Raw genomic sequence first — 3,543 nt, forward strand, 5'->3', positions numbered from 1 at the left:
GGCCGGAACCACGGTCGCCCCTGGACTGGCCGCTGCGCGGCGAGATCCTGCGCCGGTTCGGGCCCGTGGGCATGGGCGAGCGCAACACGGGTGAACATCGCCGCCGCTGCGGGGCGCCGAGGTGCGCGCTCGGCAGCGGGCCGGCGGTCGGCTATGTTGGCGACGACCTGGCGGGGCAGGGGCTGACGGTGCTGATCGTGCACCGCGATGGCTGGCGCACGGTCTACGGCCATCTGGGCTCGGCCTCGGTGCGGGACGGGGACGAGATCGCCGCCGGCCAGGTGATCGGCACGGCCGGCTCGACCGCGGGCGACGGCCGCCCGTCGATCCATTTCGAGGCCTGGCGGATGCGCGGCGACGAGCCGACGGCCGTCGATCCCCTGACGGTGTTGCCGCGATAGCGCAGCGGACGCCGCAGGGGCCACACGTCGCGTTGCAAAGTGTGACGGCGCGCCCTAGGTTCCGCGCCTCATTTTGACCGGGCGCCGACGCGGCCGCCCGTTTTGCCGGGGAAAGCCGATGCCTGCTGCCGATGGCGGCCTTATGGGCCAACTGATCACCTTCGCGCCGTTCATCGGATTGATCATCCTGTTCTATTTCCTGATGATCCGCCCGCAGCAGAAGCAGATGAAGGCCCACCAGGCGATGGTCGCGGCCCTGAAGCGCGGCGACACGGTGACCCTGTCCAACGGCATGATCGGCAAGGTCACCCGCGTCGAGAACGACGAGGCCATGGTCGAGATCTCGCAGGGCGTGAACGTGCGCGTGGTCAAGTCCATGATCAGCCAGGTCCGCGACCGCACGGCGATCGCCGCCAACGACTCCAAGGCCTGACTGGCCCACTGAAAGGCTTGGGGCGACCCGCATGATTCACCTCTCGCGCTGGAAGATCATTCTTCTCGGCCTGTCGCTCGTCTTCGGGCTGCTGTTCGCCTTCCCCAATGCCCTGACGCCGGCGCAGCGCGCGGCCCTGCCGGGCTGGCTGCCGTCCAGCGGGGTCAACCTGGGCCTGGACCTGCAGGGCGGCTCGTACCTGCTGCTCGAGGTCGACGTGCCGGCCATGCGCGAGAAGCGCCTGACCAACCTGGCCGAGGACGCCCGCACGGTGCTGGGCGAGGCGGGTATTACCGCCAACAACATCGCCCGCCAGGGCGACGGCGTGATCGTGACCCTGGCCGACCCGTCGCAGATGGACGGGGCCCTGGCCGCGATGCGGGCGCTGGCCCAGCCCGGACCGACCGGCGCGGTGGACCGCACCGTGCAGCGCCAGGGCGCGGACCGCATCCGCTACGCCTTCACCGAACAGGCCGTCGCCTCCATGGGCGCCGACGCCGTCAGCCAGTCCATCGAGGTGGTCCGCCGCCGCCTGGACTCGACCGGCACCAAGGAAATCTCGATCACCCGCCAGGGCGGCGAACGGATCGTGGTCCAGGCTCCGGGCCAGAGCGACCCGGCCGAGCTGGAGCGGCTGGTCGGCCAGACGGCGCAGCTGACCTTCCAGATGGTCGACACGGAGAACTCGATCCAGGAAGCCCTGGCCGGCGCCGTGCCGCCGGGCTCGGAAGTGCTGACCGACGACCAGGGCACCCCCTATCTGGTCAAGCGCCGCATCCTGGTCTCGGGCGAGAACCTGACCAAGGCCGAGGTGACGACCGACCAGAACGGTCAGACCGCCATCGGCTTCCGCTTCGACGGCTCGGGCGCGCGCCGCTTTGGCGAAGCGACCGCCGCCAACATCGGCAAGCCCTTCGCCATCATCCTGGACGGCAAGGTGATCTCGGCCCCGACGATCCGCAGCGCCATCACCGGCGGCACCGGCGTGATCGAGGGCAGCTTCACCATCGCCCAGGCGTCGGAAATGGTGAACCTGCTGAACGGGGGCGCGCTGCCGGCCCCGCTGAAGGTCGAGGAGCGCCGGACCGTGACCGCCGAACTGGGCCAGGACGCGGTCGCCGCGGGCGCCATTTCGACGGCCGTCGGCTTCGCGATCATCGTGGTCTTCATGCTGCTGTCCTACGGCCTGCTGTTCGGCGGCATCTCGGTCGTCGGCCTGCTGTTGAACGGCCTGCTGATCGTCGCCTCGATGTCGATGATCGGGGCCTCGCTGACGCTGCCCGGCATCGCCGGCCTGGTGCTGACCTTCGCCGTGGCCGTGGACGCCAACGTGCTGATCTACGAGCGGATGCGCGACGAGGCGCGGGCGGGACGCAGCGTGATCGCGTCGATGGACGCCGGCTTCAACAAGGCCATGGGCACCATCATCGACGCCAACCTGACGACCCTGGTGGCGGCCTTGATCATGTTCGTGTTCGGCGCCGGCCCCGTTCGGGGCTTCGCCTGGACCCTGACCATCGGGGTGTTCACCTCGATGCTGTCGGCGGTGCTGGTCTCCCAGGTCTGCCTGGGCCTGTGGCTGAAGATCGCCAAACCCAAGAAACTGCCGATCGCGGAGTGATGGCGATGCGTGGATGGCCCCTCATCAAACTGCTTCCGCAGAAGACCAACTTCCACTTCGTGAAGTACGCCAAATTCTTCGGCGTGCTGTCCGTGGTGCTGTGCGTCGCCTCCATCGTCGGCTGCTTCGTGCCCGGCCTGAACATGGGCATCGACTTCCGGGGCGGCGCCTCGATGGAGGTGTCCAAGCCGGCCGGCCAGGTGCTGCAGCTTGACGATCTGCGCGGCGCGGCCGCCGAGCTGGGCCTGGGCGACGTCCAGGTGCAGGGCATCGCCCGGCGCGATACCAACCAGGCCGACGGCTCGACCGCCGTCGTGCGCTTCCAGATCCCCGAGGGCGCCAACCAGACCGAGGTGGTTCAGCGGGTCGAGGCCGCGATCACCCAGGCGGTCGGCCAAGTCACCTATTCCGGCGTCGAGGTCGTCGGTTCGAAGGTTTCGGGCGAACTGTTCAGCTCTGGCCTGATGGCGCTGGGCCTCGCGATCGCGCTGATGTTCGCCTACATCTGGTTCCGGTTCGAGCCGCAGTTCGGCTTCGGCGCCGTGGTCGGCCTGCTGCACGACGTGATCCTGGTGTTCGGCCTGATCGTCGTCATGCGGCTGGAGTTCAGCCTGAACATGGTGGCTGCCATCCTGACCGTGATCGGCTATTCGATGAACGACACCGTCGTGGTGTTCGACCGCCTTCGCGAGAACCTGCGCAAGTACAAGACCATGCCGCTGCGCGAGGTGATCGACCTGTCGATCAACGAAACGCTCAGCCGCACGATCATCACCGGCCTGACCGCCGTGATGGTGCTGGCGGCCCTGGCCTTCCTGGGCGGCGAGGCGCTGTACGGCTTCTCGATCGCCCTGATGTTCGGGATCATCGTCGGCACCTATTCGTCGATCTACGTCGGCGCGCGATCATCCTGCTGTGGGGCGTCAAGCGCGGCGGGGCGTCGGACGACGCCAAGCCGATCAAGCTGGGCATGGCCAGCCGGCCGTAGGCCGCACTCTCCCTCCCCCTTGTGGGGAGGGTGGTCGCGAAGCGACCGGGTGGGGAGGGCCGCTCCACCGCCGCCCCACCCTGTCGTCGCTGCGCGCCGA

3 protein-coding genes and 1 pseudogene are annotated in these 3,543 nt (G+C 68.8%); all 4 read left to right on the plus strand.

Going from position 1 to position 3,543, the window contains the following annotated elements; all coding sequences use genetic code 11:
- On the plus strand, positions 1–401 hold a 401-nt coding region (locus AC2W7C_RS14995; protein ID WP_486002131.1), incomplete at its 5' end, for a murein hydrolase activator EnvC family protein.
- Between the two features lie 142 nt (positions 402–543).
- Positions 544–834 (plus strand): preprotein translocase subunit YajC, encoded by a 291-nt coding sequence (yajC, locus tag AC2W7C_RS15000; RefSeq protein ID WP_486002132.1) that lies wholly within the window; start codon positions 544–546, stop codon positions 832–834.
- A gap of 31 nt (positions 835–865) precedes the next feature.
- Positions 866–2,455, plus strand: a complete 1,590-nt coding sequence (gene secD / locus AC2W7C_RS15005) for a protein translocase subunit SecD (RefSeq protein ID WP_486002133.1) — start codon at positions 866–868, stop codon at positions 2,453–2,455.
- Positions 2,455–3,443 (plus strand): annotated as a pseudogene (gene secF, locus AC2W7C_RS15010) (protein translocase subunit SecF). The gene secD and the pseudogene secF overlap by 1 nt, the downstream one beginning before the upstream one ends.
- Positions 3,444–3,543 lie beyond the last annotated feature (100 nt).

Source organism: Brevundimonas sp. CURTG3B2_SDJG (genome assembly GCF_057364705.1).